Origin of the sequence: Limosilactobacillus oris DSM 4864, assembly GCF_001434465.1 — a bacterium.
Classification (GTDB): Bacteria; Bacillota; Bacilli; order Lactobacillales; family Lactobacillaceae; genus Limosilactobacillus; species Limosilactobacillus oris.
Genome location: NZ_AZGE01000013.1, coordinates 27,135 through 45,526 on the forward strand (window position 1 = coordinate 27,135; position 18,392 = coordinate 45,526).

11 protein-coding genes and 1 pseudogene are annotated in these 18,392 nt (G+C 40.8%); 1 reads left to right on the forward strand and 11 read right to left on the reverse strand.

What is annotated here, in order from left to right; all coding sequences use genetic code 11:
• Nucleotides 1-11: 11 nt before the first annotated feature.
• Complete coding sequence (locus tag FC49_RS05900; RefSeq protein WP_003715827.1) at nucleotides 12-1,010, reverse strand: ADP-ribosylglycohydrolase family protein; 999 nt, start codon at nucleotides 1,008-1,010, stop codon at nucleotides 12-14.
• Nucleotides 1,011-1,025: 15 nt separating this feature from the next.
• Nucleotides 1,026-1,721: a GntR family transcriptional regulator gene (locus tag FC49_RS05905; RefSeq protein ID WP_056984518.1), complete on the reverse strand. Its 696-nt coding sequence runs from the start codon at nucleotides 1,719-1,721 to the stop codon at nucleotides 1,026-1,028.
• 265 nt (nucleotides 1,722-1,986) lie between these two features.
• On the opposite strand from FC49_RS05905, the gene FC49_RS05910 reads away from it, so the two are divergent.
• The gene (locus tag FC49_RS05910) at nucleotides 1,987-2,496 is read left to right on the forward strand and encodes a cupin domain-containing protein (RefSeq protein ID WP_003715815.1); all 510 of its coding nucleotides are present in this window, start codon (nucleotides 1,987-1,989) and stop codon (nucleotides 2,494-2,496) included.
• 100 nt (nucleotides 2,497-2,596) lie between these two features.
• On the opposite strand, the gene FC49_RS05915 is transcribed toward FC49_RS05910, so the two are convergent.
• From FC49_RS05915 to FC49_RS10360, 9 genes and pseudogenes are all read right to left on the reverse strand, one after another.
• Nucleotides 2,597-2,938 (reverse strand): IS66 family transposase, encoded by a 342-nt coding sequence (locus FC49_RS05915; RefSeq protein WP_050811847.1) that lies wholly within the window; start codon nucleotides 2,936-2,938, stop codon nucleotides 2,597-2,599.
• Nucleotides 2,939-3,793: 855 nt separating this feature from the next.
• Nucleotides 3,794-5,476: a DUF6020 family protein gene (locus FC49_RS05920; protein WP_056984514.1), complete on the reverse strand. Its 1,683-nt coding sequence runs from the start codon at nucleotides 5,474-5,476 to the stop codon at nucleotides 3,794-3,796.
• 17 nt (nucleotides 5,477-5,493) lie between these two features.
• A complete protein-coding gene (locus FC49_RS05925) occupies nucleotides 5,494-7,293 on the reverse strand; it encodes a DUF6020 family protein (RefSeq protein ID WP_056984515.1) in 1,800 nt (599 codons plus the stop codon).
• 496 nt (nucleotides 7,294-7,789) lie between these two features.
• A complete protein-coding gene (locus FC49_RS05930; protein WP_034537814.1) occupies nucleotides 7,790-8,737 on the reverse strand; it encodes a glycosyltransferase family 2 protein in 948 nt (315 codons plus the stop codon).
• On the reverse strand, nucleotides 8,730-10,484 hold the full coding sequence (locus tag FC49_RS05935) for a DUF6020 family protein (RefSeq protein WP_056984516.1): 1,755 nt from the start codon (nucleotides 10,482-10,484) through the stop codon (nucleotides 8,730-8,732). Before FC49_RS05935 ends, FC49_RS05930 begins: the two co-directional genes overlap by 8 nt.
• The gene (locus FC49_RS05940; RefSeq protein WP_056984517.1) at nucleotides 10,484-12,331 is read right to left on the reverse strand and encodes a DUF6020 family protein; all 1,848 of its coding nucleotides are present in this window, start codon (nucleotides 12,329-12,331) and stop codon (nucleotides 10,484-10,486) included. Before FC49_RS05940 ends, FC49_RS05935 begins: the two co-directional genes overlap by 1 nt.
• A gap of 24 nt (nucleotides 12,332-12,355) precedes the next feature.
• Nucleotides 12,356-13,402: an acyltransferase family protein gene (locus FC49_RS05945; protein WP_003715805.1), complete on the reverse strand. Its 1,047-nt coding sequence runs from the start codon at nucleotides 13,400-13,402 to the stop codon at nucleotides 12,356-12,358.
• Between the two features lie 12 nt (nucleotides 13,403-13,414).
• Complete coding sequence (locus tag FC49_RS05950; RefSeq protein WP_034537799.1) at nucleotides 13,415-14,992, reverse strand: peptide chain release factor 3; 1,578 nt, start codon at nucleotides 14,990-14,992, stop codon at nucleotides 13,415-13,417.
• A gap of 370 nt (nucleotides 14,993-15,362) precedes the next feature.
• Nucleotides 15,363-18,268: pseudogene (locus FC49_RS10360) on the reverse strand (LTA synthase family protein).
• Nucleotides 18,269-18,392 lie beyond the last annotated feature (124 nt).

Genomic DNA, 18,392 nt, shown 5'->3' on the forward strand with positions numbered 1-18,392 from the left:
CTCATTATTTTCTAGCCATTGAAAGTGCTAATCTGTTGCGCAAACTCCTTAATATTATGTTGTGGATTCTTGTGATCAATTAAATTCTTCCAGTCAGCTGGAATTGCCTGAGCACCAACTTTGGCTCCGCAAATCGCAGTTGCCATGGCTCCAATCGTGTCCGTGTCCCCACCTAAATTAGTGCAGATAATTGCGCTCTTTTTTACGTCTCGAGCGTAATAAGCAATCGCAACGGCAGCTGGAATGCTTTCGGAAACCATCGTCCCCGTCCCTACCGTGTTGTAGATTGCCTGACTAAAGGCTGCGTCGTCGCCAGCGTATTTTTCAGCGAGCTGCAGGCCAACTTCAAGCCGTTCCTTGTTATGGGCCGCCCAGGTTGGCGCCCCGAGCTTGAAGCCAGCATCGTTTGCTTTTTCTGCGTAGGCAATAATGCTGTCCCAATCATAATCTGCTAAGGCAGCCGTTACCGCCCCAGCAACCATTGCAGCCCCACTAATGGCAACATCGCTTGAGTGTGTAATCTTTGTAACTTCATAAACCATCTCGACCAGCTCATCCAATTGATCAGGGGCATACAGAGTTCCAATTGGTGAAACCCGCATCCCACAGCCATTTGTGAGGGCCGATTTGGTGACCTCGGAGGGATTTTTCCCCTCCTTAACCAGAGTCAGAGCCGCCTTACTGCTTGGTCCAAGAATATTATTGGTCCAGGCGCCGACCTGGTCAGCCCATTTCATAATGTGCTTAACGATTACTCGGGTATCAGGTTGCCAGTTAGTTTCAATGAGCGCATCCAGGATTGCAAACGCCTGGTTGGTATCGTCGGTATACTCGCCTGCTTTGAAGTTAATCGCAATGTCGTTGTCTTCAGTACCATCTAAAAAAGTCGTAATGTGCTTGCCAAACTTGGCTTGAATTTGCTGAATCGGCCAAAGCTCAGTTGGCATCCCCATTGCATCGCCAATCGCTTGTCCATATAAAGCTCCCAAAATTTTATCAATATCTCTCATGCTGTGCACTTCCTCTTACATTCCTAACGTCAAATCAAATTCTGCATAATGACTATAAATAACTTTTACCCTCTCGACCATTTCACCATTCTGATCATGAACGATCCCCTCTGCTTGTAGCAAGGCAGAATGTTCATCGCAATCGAGCAGCTTGGCTTCCTCTTGATTAGCCGACAAGGCAGACATCCGAAGGAGTGAAGTCGATGGGTAGGTCTTATATTCCTGCCGGATAGTTTCATACAGAGACTGCTTAGAAAAATCATAGCCGTTCAAACCGGGAAACCGTTGTAAGTCAAGTACTGACTCATCAAGGGTCATCGGGGTCAGATTTTGATCTGCTTTAATTAGTCGTAACCGGCGCAAAACATACAGCTCTCGTCCATTTTCGTGCTTAATCTCTGCCGAAATAATTCTGTTAACAGCGATAGCTCCAATTTGGCGAGCGTAGTCAGAAAAGCCTTTAAAGTTAAAGAGCTTGACTCTTGGCTTAGTCTGCCGGACAAAAGAACCCTTGCCTTGAACTTTTTCAATTAGGTTCATCTGTTCAAGGTCTTTTAGGGCCTTTTGCACCGTTGTCCGCGTGACATCAAACATTTTTGAATATTCTGTTTCAGAGGGCAGTTTATCCCCAGCCTTTCTATTAGTAAAAATATCATTCTGAATTGCTGAAACTATTTGTGCGCGCAAGTTACCATTCCGATCTAAATACATTATTACCATCCTTACCACTTGAGTACTCAAGTACATGTTAACACCAATTTGTAGAATAGCAAGCGCTTTCTTGAGGTGGAAAAAATTAAAGTATAACAAATCCTTGTGGTCCCTATTAATAACTTCAGTAGTAAGTAGAATATAAAAAAGCACCCCCTCAGAATACCGAGGGAATGCTGCATGTAAATTACATAATATAAGCAATACGAACAAAGCTATTCATTTGATGGTATAATGTTCACATTAATTGAGGAGGTCCACCGACATGAACAAAACCGATTACATCAACTCTCTCCACCTTCAGCCCCATCCGGAGGGCGGCTGGTACCGCCAGGTTTATCATAGTGCTGACACGTTTGCACCGGCCACGGTAAATAAGGATCGCTACTACTATACATCCATCTACTTCTTGCTGGATGCCAGCTCGCCATCACACTTTCACCGGCTGAAGCATGACGAGCTCTGGTATTATCACGCTGGTGACCCGATTACGATTTACAGCCTCTACCCTAATGGTTCGTCTAATCAAGTCATCCTCGGCCCCCATCTGGACAAGGGCGAACAACTCCAGTACCGGGTATCAGCTGGCGTTATCTTTGGCTCAGCAGTTAACGCGAATGGCTTTAGCCTGGTTAGTTGTGCTGTTGCACCCGGCTTTGACTACCATGATTTTGAAATCTTTGACCAAAAGACTCTGTTGGCTAAGTACCCACAAAATCGTGATGTGATTGAGAAGCTTGCTTATGAGAGGATTGATGATGAGGGTAGTAAATAGGAGCCATAGCATAACGCTAGATCTCTGCTTAATTGTTATCTTAAGGAAAATAAAAAGTGGTTACTATTCTTCATTTGATATGATTCTCGTCTAATATGAACTAAAAATAAGAGGCAAACTTTGCTTGTGGGTAAAGCCGAATTTCTATTGCCACCGTAGCCATCAAACATATGATTCCCCGGTAATTATCGTCAACTATCTTACCGACTGTGGAGCCAGCACAAGTATAGTAATAATAAAATATCGCCAGTTGATGGTTAATAAACTCTTTAACTGTTCCGGCTACCCAGAAATAGCTAATTTCATAAGCATCATCGAATACTTTAAAAGACGTTTCATCCATATGAACAACTGTTTCTTGGCAAGTTAATTTTAATAGTCGTTGATACAACGGCTCTAGATAGACTTGACTTACTTTGATGATGCTGGCTGGTAACTGCATCCTTTAAGCAATTCTAACACTTGCCATAGCCTAATTTAACGATGAAAAGGCTGCGCCAAATTAAATTTGTTCTCTGCAGCTTTAGCTAAAATTGAACTAAAAAAGTAACTATGCGTTATGAAGTGAACCTCGTAAGCTGGATACTTTAATTTAGACAATTCTTTCCAAGGTAAGATTCCGACATTCAATCAGAGTCTTGCCTTTTAGTATGTAACTTATCCGATTTTAATTGTAAGCAGTTATCATCAAGAAGTAATTGAAAAATTTGAACAACACAATTGTTAATCAAGCTTTAGTTGATAGATTGTACGTTTGTTTAAGGGCAATCAGGCAATCACAAGGGCGATTCAAAGAAGCCATCAACAATGCGTTGAGATTAAAGGGACGGGTATATCGAATCCTTGAGAATGGTCAAGTTCCCTTAACCAATAATTAGGTAGAGTCATCGGTCCAACCAGTTACTTTAATACGCAAGAATAGCTTATTTGCTAAAAGTAAAGCTTGAACACAAGCAAGTACGATTATCTCCACTAAGCTAAAACAATTAGATGTCTATAAGTATTTCAAGTACTTATTTGGCAAAAGGGCAAAAGAAGCTCAATTAGATTGTCATGAAATAAACAATGAGCGATTTTTTCAGCCCGTTGATATACCCCACCTTATATCGCCATTAACTGGAAGAATATGAAAGTAGCCCGTGCCGTCTCCAGGCACGAGCTGCTTAACAACAAAACTTATTCGATTTTTCTTGACGAAAAGCCTACCATTATATGTCTATTCTAAGGAATAGTACATCATTATAATACTCATTAAAGATCTTCAACTACCTTCGAAAGTCATCCCACTAAAGCCTAATCACTCACGCCTGCCATACTTTATCTGATAAATGGATAGACATAGACTGAGCATAAGGGGAATAGTGTACACAACCGGATACAGATATCTTCTTCCTTCAAATAAAGTCGAAACAGGAGCGAGCCAACACCCTAATAAAATAGAAAGACCTAACGGAATAACACTAAGCCAATAAAATTTTACCTCCTCTAAGCCCCATTTTCTCAAAAAAGTTGCAGTGATAAATAATGGCAAAACAGAAGCATATAAACCATATGAAAGTAGTAGCTGCAAAATAGGATTTTTATAAAGATTGTCAAAAACTGTTTGGACAGCCTGACTTGATTTTCTAAACTCTCCCTGTCTAACAGCTGCCGAAGTTGGTATTAATTTAGGATCTAACAAATTATGCCAATCCATCGACATCAATGGATCATATTCTGCAAACGAAAACCACCCAGACACCATCGCATTAAATGCTGCAATATAAGTCCGCGGATGCCGTCTACCCTCCTTAAACCAACTAACCAAATAATTCTTATATTGCTTATAATTGCCACGATCGGTATATCCCTTTACAGGATCCGCATTAGTAGGATTATAGACTTTCCCAATATTTTTACCATCAAGTAGGACGTTTATTGAGTTAAATTCCGCCTTTGTCACATCTTTTGAATGGTATTTAAAATACCTCGCAGTTTGTTGAAACGGAACCGAGAACATTTCTTGCTTCCCACTTGGCGCCACATTTAACGTTCTTTTTACTCCTGTTAAAAGGCCCAGTGCAATTATCACGCTGCAAACCAGAGTAGCAATTGAATATTTCCTATACTTTGGGATAAACAGGTACACCGCTACCAACGAAAAAGTAACTATATAAATTCCAACCGATTTCGTAATAATGCAAAGAATAGCAAATAGACCAAGCAAGCTATCGTATTTAAAATTAGAAAATACCCGCCCTTGGGTTCGCAAAGCCTCAATAAATAGGATAATGAAAATGACATAAATCCAAGAAAACAATGCGTCTTTAGAAATAGTTTGAGCACTGATTGGAAAGATCGGACACAATGCGTAAAACAGAAGCATCGCCAAAACATATCCCGATTTTAACTTCAAGTATCTATGAGCATAGTAGGTAGTCAGTGAAAAACTAAATGCCGTTAAAAGCTCTTGGACAAAAGAGTAAACGAAAAATCCTAACTGCCAATTGTCCAGTTTCTCACCAAAGGGGGTAATAATTGCACCCATTATTAGAGTATCAAAAATTGGATGATGATTTGAAAATACTCCGTCATGGTTTCCCTTATAAAAATACTGAATAAATTGCGCTAATTGTCCCCAGGTATCATTAATCAATGTCCCGGGATACAGAGCAATTATTATTGGTAGCCAAAACAATAGGATAATTACAAAAAACAACCATAAATTATGCTTACTGTGTAATATTTTATTCCAAGCATTAAATAGGCCGTTAAATTCACCTATATATACCGGACTAATAATATTTCTAACTATTAGTCTTCTAGCAAAGTAATTAATCACACTCAAAACAAAAAACACTACTAAAACTGTTACTAAATATGAGGATGAGAAATCACAACTGCCGCTCTCAATATAATTAGGTGCGGCAACCATTGCTAACGCCAATAATAGGCAAAATATATAATCAGTTGCCCCAATAACTTTAATTCTATTATTCATAAATGCTTCCCCTCTGACTATAACTTTCTACCACTATAAATGCCATTAACCAGCGGCAAAATCAGTAAGCCTTCAACACTGACCAATGGTAAGACATACCGTAAGAGGATTACCGGACTAAACACTAGTAAAACTAACCAAAAGATAACCGGCATAATAAACATTGCCCAATAGTGCTTCTGCTTATCAACGATAACTTTACCTAAACTAACTGTCAGAATAAAAAATGGCAGTGCCGCACTAAATAATAATGACACCAGCGGAATTTTCTCATAATATTGTCGATTAGAAAAAGCATCAACTATCTTCTTAAAAGATGGCAATAAACTTTTGCCAAAGGTTTGCCGAGGCTGATTAGGCAGTAACGATAGACTATGAACCTCATAGTATGGTTCACCAAACGCTGACGTGTCCTTATTCATCCCTGGATACCATAGCTGGACAGTCAACCGGCTAAAGGCATTCACGTACTCACCTGGATGCTTTCGTCCAACAGCACAATATAATTTAATAAATTTCCATGGTTCCTGACGAACTGCTTCCGTATTAAAGGTCGTCTTTACCGGATCAGAAATTGCTTCGAACGGGCCACGGTAATTGTCATAGTTAGGGATAAACCCTTTGACTTCTTTTAACTGTTCACCTTGGTAGTCATGCGGATGTCTAACTACTGCTCGCGCTATTTGAACCTCTGGAATACTTAACGATTCTTTAATAGCGTCGTCACGACTATTAGTGACTTTTAAGCTCGATAGAACCGGTCCAGAATATAGCATAAATACTCCGACGGTTATCATTGCCGTAAACAACAGGCGTCTACGACCATGCTTCAATAAACAGCACAGTATAATTATGGTCAATACATAGACATACATCGCCTGCTTGAGAAAGGCCATGCTCAAAAAGGAAATTACTCCAAAAACAACTACATTTTTCCAGTTGTTAAAATATTCCTTCCCCCAAGCAATTTTAATCACTTGAAGTTCTAAAATAATAAACAGCGCTGTGAAAATCACATTCTTTGTTGTAGTTACCGCCATAATAGGATAAAACGGCAACAAGGCAAATGTTAGAAAGGAGCCCAGTGACAAAAGCAACGACCGAGAATACTTAGCAATAAATGCACTTACATCTGCCAGGGCAAACGATAGGACAAGTGTTTGAAAGAATGAATAGACTGCTGCTCCTAACCACCATGGGCTTTTCAGTTTCCCGATGGTAACGCCCAACAAATACGTATGTAACACTGGATGATGGCTATTAATGTTATGAGTTAAAAATTCCCCAATTTGTCCTGGTCCATCGTATCCATACACGCTTGGGAAATAAGCGAGTAAATATGGCAACCAGCAGAGTAAAATCACTGCCCAAATAATTACCACCCCGCGCTTCGTTGAGGCAAAACGATTTATTTTAACAATCGCCTGCTCCTGTACTAAAGCGTCCTTAATGTGCAACGAAAACAAGGCACGAATTAGACCAAACCAGAGAGGCCAGATTAAAAAAATCCTTATACAGGTTAGAACCGAAAATACCCGTGCATCATCAAATAGCATCGTATTACGACCCCAAACCAGACAAATAGCAAAGACTAAGGAAATAATCAGAGCTCCAATATCTTTCCTCCGGTTTCGCGCCAAAAATAAACAATGTTTTAACAGGGTATAGCTACCGCTAAAAATTACCAGGCTATAAATACTATTCCCTAAAACTGTCTTATCACTTGTCTTAATCGTCATTGCTATGCCAAATGTTGCTAACAAGGCTAGCAAAGCGGCTACTAATATTCTCTTACGTTTAGTTTTCAAATCTACCATAATTTCCTCTTAATAATTGATTCCCTATTGGAAAAGCAAATACTTTTTAATCCCTCAAATTCTATTTTACATATACTGAACAATAAATTTTCAACAAAATAATCAGCTCTAAGTTTAAACACTAATACTTATACTTACAAGACGAATTTATTATTAGGAGTACGATTTCAAATTCTAAACCGATGGCTTGACTAATCGTAGGAAATCGGGAGTGGAAAGTGACTTCCTCGACAGGATGTATGACTAGCCAGTCACGTGTCAACTATCATATAGCCTTGCTCCGCGACGCTAGGTACTAGCCTATCCCCTGTGATTGCAACGCGAAGTTAGTCTTTATAGAGACTAGGCAAGATTTATTAACGTTTGACCTACCAGTCAGCTACTGCGTCGTTGCATTTTTATCTTTAAAATAGCTAAGAGGCTGAGTTGATTCCCAGCCTCCAGAATTATCCGCCGATTTCAAAATAGTAATAACAGAAATATATCACCAAGTTGCTTAATCCTTGTTTTCTTTTTTCCAAGTTGCTTCTTGCAAACGGAATTCATATTCCCGCCGCTCTTTTCGTTGCAATGCGTCTAAGATTAAACCACTATAAAATGAAATAATTCCGGCAATAAAACAAAAGCCGCAAACGACCAGCGTTGGCATATTAAGAACCTTACCAGTATGTTCATAGGGAATCCAAACGTTCGGTATAAAGAATCCGATTGACAAAATCGCCAACACTAATGCTAAGAAACTGAAAAACTGTAGAGGCTTGTAGTTTCGATACAGGGTGAAAATCAACCGCAACACCTTAAAGCCGTCAGAATAAGTACTTAGCTTGCTGATACTACCCGCTGGCCGATCTCGGTAATCAATAATGTGGTTCTTAACTGCCAAGTTATTAACCGTTGCAAAGATACTCATTTCCGTCTCAATCTCAAAGCCGTGCGATAAAACAGGATACGTCTTTACAAAGTTATAACTGAAGGCTCGGTAACCAGTCATAATATCCTTAATATCCGTATCGAAGAAGAAATTAATACTGCCCCGTACGAGTTTATTGCCAATCCCATGGAAAGGACGCTTATTTTCTGCGAAATAGCTCGAGCTTAAACGGTCACCAACTACCATGTCGTAATTGCTGTGGAGTACATACTCGGCCATTTTAGGAATTTCTTCAGCAGGATAAGTATCATCTCCATCAATCATCACGTAGCAACGGGCTTCAATTTCACGGAACATTCGACGAATAACGTTTCCTTTCCCTTGCTGGTACTCATGTCGTACGATAGCTCCTGCTTCCTGTGCTAGCTTAACAGTATTATCCGTTGAGTTATTATCGTAAACAAAAATAGTGGCATTCGGGATATCATTAATTGCCCGTTTACAATCTTCAACAACTTTTTTGATGGTCTTTTCTTCGTTATAACACGGAATCAAAACGGCTAGATCAATCATTTGGTTCACCTTTTTTCTTTCCAAACTTTAAAATATACAAGTAATAAATTATTAACATAAAAGTAGCAAATACGGTACAGCCTGAGTAACGTACTAGTCCGTTAACCGGTGAGGCAATACAAATCAAGAGGTTCATAAATATCGGTATAATGGGAACGATAAACCGAAATCCATATTTTGTCCACATTAGCAGTGCCATCAACAAACATAACCATATTGCAATCGACGTACTAAAGAAAATATTGATAAATGGAACTGTTCCAGCACTACCGATAATCTGAATAAATCTGTTTCGCACCTTGGCAGAAGTAACATAATGCATATGCAGGAAAGTCGGTTTAGCGTAATCTGCCATTGCACCACACCAAGTAAAATCAGGTGCCAGAATCCACGGGACATAATAACCATTTGTCCCTGCAAATGTTGCGGAGAGATAAACCCCTGGATGACGCAATCCCATATCTAACCATACCTTAGCATACTTACGAAGATTAAAATTTTTTCTTAGACTAAACTTCACCGGGTCAGCATTGTTAGGAACATAAATTTCCCGGAGCTTTTCTGGATTCTTAAAAGTAGTTGCCAAAATATGCTTCTCATGGTTAGTAACATCATTGGGGTATGCCTTTAAATAACGTGCGGTTTGTTGTACTGGCAAACTAAGAGTCTCTATTCTTTCCGTCGGTGCAATATTCATTGATGGCAATGCCACTTTTATAAAACCAACATAAACAGATACTACTATAGCTAATGATAATAAAAATCGTTTCCAAAATCTTCCTTTTTCCACAAAAATCAAGCAAAAAAGTGGTGGAGCTACCATATAGATCCCATCATTTCGCCAAAAGCAAACTAGCAGACCAGAAATAATTAGGCCTGGTATCTTCCCCCCCCACTTTTTTCTAATCCCATTTGTATGCCCTATGAAGAGTTCAACACCGATCAACAATAGCACTGTTACGTACAGAGCAAATAAGGCCAGAAACATTCCGTCTTTATGCAGGGTTGTGCTTGCAAAGGACCAGTATGGTGCCAGTCCAACAAACAGTGAGCAGGCCACCGCGATTACCCTATTAACACCTAGCTTGGAAACCCGGGAAATACACCAAGAGTAAATTAAGGCGCAGATTAACATCTGTATGCAGACATACAGAAATAAGCCAAAGTTATCGCCGCCAAGACACCTCCCCAAATTGAATACTTCACCCTCGAAGATTGTACTCAAAATTGGCTGATGATTATTCATTGGAATAGCCCCATAAAACTGTAATAACTGAAAATTACCATCCCCCGCAACGTTTCCTGGAAGAAAGGGGAGAAGGTATAGCAACCAGCCTATTGAAATAATACTAAATGATTGAAGCCATGAAATTCCCTTAGATCTACCAATAATATTTTTAACAATGGAACATTGAATTAGTACCTGAAACATCTTTTCAAAAAGAATGGTTAACCCAATTACCGCTAAAATCACTTCTACCAGCAACAGTTTATCCACTGCTCGATTCCTATAATCAATTACTTCCCAAATAGTAACCACAGCTAAAAGAGCTGCAAAGGTGAAGCAAAAATACCCATTCAGGTATCGCCCTGCCAAAAGCGGTGTCTTTAATAACCAATAAGCTAATCCTAATAGCGGCAGATATAACAAGAAGTAAATATTATCAACGGTTATCTTTTGTAAATCAAGTACCAGCCATAGGCTAATTCCTACGATAAACAACTGCGTTAATTTCTTTATTCTCATTATCTTTCTCCGTCCTTCTTGTAAAAACAAAGAATTAACAAAAGCGGATCAAGTACAATTAACGGTAATGTGTACCTCAAAAAACCATTAACTGGTGAAACTAAAGAAATCAATACCACCGCACCACCAACTAAAATTAAGTTTAAGTAGGCAAAGCGACGTTGGTCAATAATTGCCACGCTCGGCAGTAAATATAAAGCAAACCAAGTAAATGAAATAAATAGCCAATTTACTAACGGAAGTTCTGATCCCTTCTTGAGGAGGGTTGCAAAGCTGTAAAAGAGGTTAGGATTTTTCAAATGATAGTTGGCAAATAAACGCGTTACTGTCTCATTACCAGCATCATTCGGGCCAACAATCCATGAAAAGTACGAAGGGTGGTTCTGCGGATAAAGGTAGAAAATATTTTGACCAACAAGTGCTTCTAAGTAAAGGCGTTTGTTCTTCATTCCGATTTGCAGCCAGAGTTGCCAAAAGCTCCCCTTATCCTTCACAAATTGTTGGCTTTTATATAACTTCATCCGCTGTTGGTAGTCACCGACAAATTTATAATAGGGCCATCGTGAATTCACCTTAACACTATCAGCAAATTCAGGATTATAAGCAGCGGCTATCTTTGAATAATTAAAGAAATGGTTTAACTGGCGTTTTTCACTTCGATTAAGCGATGCCGGATTATCCTTTGCTACCCGAGCTAATTGTTGCATAGGTATTGATAAGGACTCCATCGGCTCTGTCGGCAGCGCTTTAGTTACCATAGTCAATCCCTTGGACAACCCCAAAGTTAACAAGACCGCAACTAACACTGCAATAAAGATTTTCTTGCGCTGTTTTAGCCAGATAGAACCTAACGCAGCCAAAATCAGGTATACTACACCATCGTTTCGCGTTAGTGATAGTAAAACTCCACTAACTACCAGCAACCAGATTGCAAATCGGTTCTCAATGGTTGTCTGCACATCCAGAAGGAGTAATGCGGAAATGAATAAAATAAAGAAGGCAACAAAGTATCCTGTCTTATCCAAACCATTTGCCCATTCGATGACTGCTGGGAATCCACCAAAAAATACAGCGAGAACAACTGCCACATATTTATTAAAGTAGCAGGCTATGATTGTCACTAGTAAACTAAAACTTGCAATCGTTAATAGGTTTAAGAAAATGCTATTTAACAAAATCCCAGCATTAATTGAATGAAAACAGCTCAGACCAACTTTAACAAAAAATCCCTGAAGCAAAGTAGTAAAAAGCGGGTGGTGGTTAGTTAAACTAAAAACACCATAAATCGTTTTCTGATGAAACAATTCATCCATCTGCCGCATCCCGTCATAACCAGCCAATCCAGGAATGGATACAACAAAATACGGCAACGCTAGGACCGCTAAGAGTAAAAAGATAAACAAATAAAATTTAACCTTGCCCTCTGCGTTTATTGGCATTTCTCGCAAATGAAACTTAATAGTTAACTGATAGACCGTCAAGAACAGGTAAAAGAGCAAAATTGAAATTGCTAGCCAAGATAGAACTGAATACCAAACGTCGCGGCCAGATTCCCAAATTAACGAAAGATTGCCACGCGAGGTATAAGCGCGGCCAATCACAAGGATAATCGAATATCCAAGAGCAATTACCGTATTAAGTAATAGCCCACGTTTACTAATCTCCAAATTCCGACTAAATACGCTCATTATAATTAACAGTATCAATGCCGATAATATTGAGATAGCCGTCGCACCATCAAATGAGATCCGACTAGCATTACCGCTCGGGTAGTTAACTGCTGTCCCTAGCAACACTAACAGTGAACTAAATACTAATAAATACTTATTTAACTTAATCCTAATCATTATTAAATTCTCCAGCTATCTAACTCACCGAATAGCAAATAATTTGCGTACAATCTTAAACCGAGCAAGGATGACCGTCGCTATCTCACATAATAATACCCGGTAAATATCTTGAATAATCCCAATGCTATTAAATGATAATCCGAGTGCAGCCAGATGGTTTCCCAAAATGACTGTGTCCGTAAATACACTTAAACATACTAAATGGAAGGCTAATGTAATCAATGCTAACCGTCCCAACATCGCCAAACGGTGCATTGAAACACGCGTTTCAAGTACCTTGAATAGGTACATCAAAAAGTAGCTGCCACCAATGGCCCCCACCATTTTCAGAACAGGATTGTCGGCATAGCCAGTATTAAACCAGAAATCACCTTTGAGTGCGGACCAACAGCACAAGACAAGTCCAATCACTGCCAGTACACTATTTCTGATACTTAAATCCATCAAATGGTACTCACGGATAATATGGCCAGCGGTATAGAAAGAAATACTCAGGAGCGCCGGCCCAAGTGACCAGGGAAGCTGAATAAATGAACTCACTGCAAAAACAATTACTGCAAGAACAATACTGACCCCTACTAAGACACTGGTTTCTTTATTACGGCTAAGCGTATCGGTCACTTTACGTAAAAGCTGATAGATAATATTCCCAAAATACATTGCCAATAGGAACCACACTGCTCCGATTGCAGGAATCATAATTCCTCGAAAAATCGTTTGATTACTAGGCGTACCAATTCCATACAGAGCAGCGATAAGGTAATGATACCAGTGATCCGTCGTTATCATTCCTGGAACATGACGATGCAAGCTGATTAACGAAAGAAGAAAGATGATTAAGGCCGTGACACCATACGGAACCAGTAATGTTCGTATCCCGGCCTTAGCAGTCCGAACAATCGTTTTACGTCGTGTTAAATAACCAGATAGGACAAAGAAAATTGGTACATTAATCGCATATATTAGGTGCTGCCAAAAGCCTGCAGTATAGGTATGACCTACAATTATTAGCATCATACTTACTGCACGCACACAATCTATCCATTCAATTCGTTTCCGACTGCTCATTTAGTCTCCTCCCTATAACTTCGCCGTCAGCTTCACATCCGGGTACTTCTGCTTGAACCAGTTTTCGGCAAACTGGTTTTCAAACAGGAAGAGTGGCTGGTCGTGGATGTCCTTGACCAGGATGTTCCGCGAAGATGACATCTTTTCGTCCAGCTGTTCTGGGTCGATCCAGCGCGCCGTCTTGCTCCCCATTGGTTCCATGACAACATCCGAGTTGTACTCGTTCTTCATCCGGAACTTGAAGACTTCAAACTGCAGCTGACCCACGGCCCCCAGGATATAGTCATTAGTCGTGTAAGAACGGTAAAGCTGGACAGCCCCTTCCTGGACCAGCTGGTTGATCCCCTTGTGGAAGGACTTCTGCTTCATCACGTTCTTTGCCGAAACCCGCATGAAGAGTTCCGGTGTAAACTGCGGCAGCTTCTCAAACTTAACGTCCTGCTTACCGGTGTAAATCGAGTCCCCAATCTGGAAGTTCCCCGTATCGTACAGGCCGATGATGTCCCCGGCAACCGCGTTTTCGACGTTTTCCCGGGTATCTGCCATAAACTCCGTCACGTTTGACAGGCGAAGCGGCTTCTGGGTCCGCTCCAGGGTAACGTCCATCCCCCGGTCGAACTCACCCGAACAGATCCGCACGAAGGCGATCCGGTCCCGGTGCCGCGGGTTCATGTTAGCCTGAATTTTAAATATAAAGCCAGAGAACTCTGGCGCCAACGGCTTGATGACCTCCCCGTCTTCTGTCTGGTGTTCACCCGGTGCGGGGGCAAACTGGAGGTAGTTCTCCAGGAAGGTCCGCACCCCGAAGTTAGTTAGGGCAGAACCAAAGAAGACTGGAGTCTGGTAACCCTTAGCAATCTTGTCCCGGTCCAGTTCATTACCAGCAACTTCCAGGAGCTCCATCCCGTCCAGGGCGTCTTGCCATTCACCATCGCCAGCCAGCGGGTTGTCACCCATAACGTTGCCATCTTCATCCAGCGGCAGGTAGGGATTCTCCGGGTCCGCTGGGTGGGTCAAAGCAACCCGGTGGTTAAAGCGGTCGTAAATCCCCTTAAACTGGTGACCAGATCCGATTGGCCAGTTCATCGGGTAGGTTTCGATTCCTAAAACATCTTCAACTTCGTTTAGGAGGTCAAGCGGTTCCCGGGCGTCCCGGTCGAACTTGTTCATAAAGGTAAAGATCGGAATCCCCCGCATCTTACAGATTTGGAAGAGTTTCTTGGTCTGCGGCTCGATCCCCTTGGCGGAGTCGATCACCATGACCGCGGAGTCCACGGCCATCAGTGTCCGGTAGGTATCTTCGGAGAAGTCTTCGTGCCCCGGGGTATCCAAAATGTTGATTCGCTTACCCTGAAAGTCGAACTGCATGACGGAAGAAGTGACGGAGATTCCCCGCTTCTTTTCGATTTCCATCCAGTCGGACTTAGCAAAGTTACCGGTCTTCCGGGCTTTAACGGTCCCAGCCTCGCGAACTACGCCCCCGAAAAGAAGGAGCTGTTCGGTAATCGTCGTCTTCCCCGCGTCCGGGTGCGAAATGATGGCGAACGTCCGCCGCTTATTCACTGCTTCAGCAAGCTGTTTTGGTGACATCATCAGTATTTTCCTTTCATATTTAAAATTGCGCAATATCTTTTATATTTTAAGATATTCTGGGACGTAAAGCAATTGGCCGTGCGGTTAAATCACCGGTATTATTATAACGATTCCGGCTAATAATAGTGACTTTTTCAGGGAAAGAGCCCATTTTTCAACTACCGTCCACCTAATGAAAATGAGGCTAGGAATTAACTTAACCTCTTTAATATTTTAAAGTTAGTAATGCCTCAGCGCAGTAGCTGGCTGGCAGTTCAAATGCTGATAAATCAGCGTTTGACCAACCTAGCCATCCTTGCGGAGGTTCGAAGACAAACGCCCCAAATCAGCTTGCTGGTTTGGGGCGCTTTTTCTCACTCTCTAGTCTCTACTTCAAATATTTCAACGTGTATTTCTTGCCCGCAGTGACGTCATACTGGACGAGACGGTAATCTTGTAGCAACTGCTTTTGCTGCTTAGTCAAGCTGCTTTCCTTGACCAATTTGCCCTGACTATTGATAAAGTCAGTGTGGGCTACTGTGCCGCCAGTATTACCATCATCATCTGCCTTGACGTTTTTAGCCATCGCTGGGAGCTTTTCAAAGACGTCTGTTAACAACGCTTGATACCAGGTAACCTTGGAATTAGTCTGTTTGGCAACCATAGCAATAAAGTCGTTGGGACTTACTACCGCCGTGCCTTGCTTAAAGTTCTTCGCACCATGGGCCCGAGCATACTTATTAGAATAGATAAAGTACTCGGTCTCGTGCAATTTCACCCCATCCTTTGCCATGTCATTCTGGTAGATTCCCGGCAAGTGGTCACCGTAAAAGACAATCGTAATCGGCCGGTTAATTCCATCAATCTGCTTGATAAACCGCTTAACGGCGTTATTGGTATAGTGAATCTCTGTACTAAATTCATTAACTTCGTCGATCTTCGTTCCCTTGGAGACACTAATAGCATTATACCGTTTAAGATGGTTATAACGGTGATCAGAATATGGAAAGTGGTTTTGCATGTAACTAAGTTAATAAACTGACCATGTGGATATGACCGCAACTGATCGATAACGTTTTGATATGAGGTTTGGTCTGACAAGTATGGACTCCTGTCAATTCGATGCTGATGTCTAATCTTATCCTTGCTCCCTAAGTAGAGAAACTTATCAAAGCCAAATTTTGGATAGACACTTGTCCGGTTGTAAAAAGTACCGATATAAGGATGGATGGCCACCGCATGATTAAAGCTATCCACAATGGAAGGGTTAACTTTTAGCTTGCCAACTAACTGTGTATAAGGAACCGGAAGCGTTGGCGAAAAATTGCTGACACTATAACCAGTTAGCGTCATGTATTCCATGTTGGCCGTTCCTCCACCGTAGCCAGAACTAATCATCGTTCCCCCGGTATTTTGTTGTTGTATTTTTTTAATCTCCGAAATCGGACTATTTTTCAGATTAACACCAGGAACCCTACTAGGATCAGAAAAGCTTTCGTTAAGGTTAAAAATCACCGTCTGCCGTTTTAAGTCATTATGACGGTAACGGTTCACTACTTGCGCTTGTGATTGGTACTTTTTAACGATTTGTTCCATTCTAGCCTTTGAATACCCTGATGGTTTATCCATAATTTTAACATCAACGTTATTCATAAACTGAACCAGTGGGCCGTTAGTTCGAGCACCGCTCAGTTGATTATAAAACATTGGCTTATCATCTATAGAGAGCAGCAAGTTATTAATTGGTGTCCCCGCATGATTCCAAAAAACACAACTGCCAAACAGGATTGGGGCTAAGAGAAGGTATCCCCACCGCTGACGGCTTTTAAATCTCAATTTAACTGGATAATGCTTTTCTAACCAGTAAATCGCAACAATTAGAATTGCGATCCCGGTTATTACCCCCACCCAAAGAATAGGGCTAACCATTCCAAACAAACTACCGGCAACCTTTACCATTGATAAATCTACCGGCAGAACTGGCTCATTACGGGCAGCTATCTTTTCCCGATTAGCAATCACGAAGGCTGCGTTGATAAAAATAATCAGTGCCAAGCTGAACCAGTATCGATTACTAATTGCCTGAATAAACTTAGTCGCTGAAAAAAGTAGTAAAGTCGTTAAAAGTAACAATAACTCGCGTTGAGTAAATACATAAGAAAAAATATTATGATATTTGCCAGCACTAATTAGCCAAGTATTATTCATTAAAAGCATCGATGCCGCCGCAATGGCATAAGAAATAGCCGCCACCAGCAGGTTAGGCCCATACCTTTTAATCAAAGCTGCTCTCTCCTGCTTAGTAAAACTTAAAGCAGTAGTGGTACTAATCCATTGGTTAATTGCTCTTACTTTAGGAGTAGTTAAGAGCCACCACCATAGTCCAGCAACCAACAAATAAATGCTAATCGCACTAAGGGCTAAAGCACCCGTTGCAACCGTTGAATGACTTATCGGCTTTCTTTCTGCAATTGCATATACCACCGCAAAGACTGAGCTATTAGATAAAAATACCATTACTGACAATGGATAACTAATTGCTGGCTTGCTTATCTGTTGAATTAATAATTTGGCAAAAGAATACGCCGCTAATACTGTAAAAAGGTTTGTAACTACTGTGAAACGGTTAATAGTGGTTCCGTCATAGCTTAAAAACGGAATCAAGCCTTGACAAAGAAAATTAATGACTAGGCTCCCCAGTCCTACAAGCCCCCACCTGTAATTATTTGAATGTCCAAGGTTTCCACCAAGAACAAATAAACATGCATAGAAAAGGGTCAGAAAGTTATCATTCCATCCCCAGATATTTACCGGTGTTAAAAATGGCAAAGCAATTAACAGCCAGATAATTCTTATTAGCCGTTGCGGAACCATTCTCTGCTGCGTAGGAAATAAACTTGCAATAATCAGTCCTCCCATCACTCCTGTAATTAATGGGTAGGAGTTCCGCAAAATTGGCAGCATACTGTTAAAAATAGTAATCGGGTAGTAGTTGATTCCATTATCCGTCAACGCAATTGCTAAACTGAGTAGACAGCCAAAGACTGCCGTGTTTAACCATATTTTAACTACTAACGCTTTCTTATCTACCCGGTTATAAAGAAAATAGCCTAATAAAAGCACTAACAAGTCAGGCCCAATAAGAGTTAGCCCTTTAATAATTAGATAGACACTAGTACGAATGTTAGCCGCATTGTGTTCAGTTATATTTGGCGTCAAGTTCCAATAAACTTGAGCAAAGCCTGCCCAAAATAATACTAAACCCCAACTTATCTTATTTTTCAACCCTTGCATTTCCTAGATTCCTCTTTTTAATTATCAAAACTATTATCACCTAAACGATTTCTTTCTTCAAGTTTAGAAAGTAACGAACAGTAATTATGAAAATCTTCGGCTCTACAATTTTAAGTACTGATGG

Bases quoted from the DNA above. Each gene is read 5' to 3' on its own strand.
- FC49_RS05925 (WP_056984515.1), bottom strand. From the start codon at position 7,293: ATGGTAGATTTGAAAACTAAACGTAAGAGAATATTAGTAGCCGCTTTG.
- FC49_RS05945 (WP_003715805.1), bottom strand. From the start codon at position 13,402: ATGAGCAGTCGGAAACGAATTGAATGGATAGATTGTGTGCGTGCAGTA.
- FC49_RS05950 (WP_034537799.1), bottom strand. From the start codon at position 14,992: ATGTCACCAAAACAGCTTGCTGAAGCAGTGAATAAGCGGCGGACGTTC.
- FC49_RS05940 (WP_056984517.1), bottom strand. From the start codon at position 12,331: ATGATTAGGATTAAGTTAAATAAGTATTTATTAGTATTTAGTTCACTG.
- FC49_RS05930 (WP_034537814.1), bottom strand. From the start codon at position 8,737: ATGATTGATCTAGCCGTTTTGATTCCGTGTTATAACGAAGAAAAGACC.
- FC49_RS05920 (WP_056984514.1), bottom strand. From the start codon at position 5,476: ATGAATAATAGAATTAAAGTTATTGGGGCAACTGATTATATATTTTGC.
- FC49_RS05905 (WP_056984518.1), bottom strand. From the start codon at position 1,721: ATGTATTTAGATCGGAATGGTAACTTGCGCGCACAAATAGTTTCAGCA.
- FC49_RS05915 (WP_050811847.1), bottom strand. From the start codon at position 2,938: ATGCAGTTACCAGCCAGCATCATCAAAGTAAGTCAAGTCTATCTAGAG.
- FC49_RS05935 (WP_056984516.1), bottom strand. From the start codon at position 10,484: ATGAGAATAAAGAAATTAACGCAGTTGTTTATCGTAGGAATTAGCCTA.
- FC49_RS05900 (WP_003715827.1), bottom strand. From the start codon at position 1,010: ATGAGAGATATTGATAAAATTTTGGGAGCTTTATATGGACAAGCGATT.
- FC49_RS05910 (WP_003715815.1), top strand. From the start codon at position 1,987: ATGAACAAAACCGATTACATCAACTCTCTCCACCTTCAGCCCCATCCG.